This is a genomic window from Vibrio sp. TRT 21S02 (genome assembly GCF_050113675.1).
In the GTDB taxonomy this organism is placed as follows: domain Bacteria; phylum Pseudomonadota; class Gammaproteobacteria; order Enterobacterales; family Vibrionaceae; genus Vibrio.
The window spans coordinates 1-559 of sequence record NZ_JBNJOI010000075.1 but is presented as its reverse complement, the minus strand read 5'-3'; the positions used below and the strand labels follow the sequence as shown (position 1 = coordinate 559).

Genomic DNA, 559 nt, shown 5'->3' with positions numbered 1-559 from the left:
TTTCAGGTTCTATTTCACTCCCCTCACAGGGGTTCTTTTCGCCTTTCCCTCACGGTACTGGTTCACTATCGGTCAGTCAGTAGTATTTAGCCTTGGAGGATGGTCCCCCCATATTCAGACAGGATATCACGTGTCCCGCCCTACTCGATTTCACTTAAAATGCGCTGCCGGTTACGGGGCTATCACCCTGTATCGCAGAACTTTCCAGAACTTTCACCTGACGCATTAAAAGCTTAAGGGCTAATCCAATTTCGCTCGCCGCTACTTTCGGAATCTCGGTTGATTTCTTTTCCTCGGGGTACTTAGATGTTTCAGTTCCCCCGGTTCGCCTCTTTACCCTATGTATTCAGGTAAAGATACGTGCTTATGCACGTGGGTTTCCCCATTCAGAAATCCCAGACTCAAATGGTTGTTACTACCTAATCTGGGCTTATCGCAAGTTACTACGTCTTTCATCGCCTCTGACTGCCAAGGCATCCACCGTGTACGCTTAGTCACTTAACCATACAACCCGAAGGAGTTTCGAATTGATGTTAAACAACCAAAGTTGTCTGCAATT

1 rRNA gene is annotated in these 559 nt (G+C 46.9%); it reads right to left on the bottom strand.

Annotation, left to right across the window (positions count from 1 at the left end):
• A 23S ribosomal RNA gene (locus ACQEXU_RS22015) occupies positions 1 to 504 on the bottom strand; the annotation flags it as partial.
• Positions 505 to 559 lie beyond the last annotated feature (55 nt).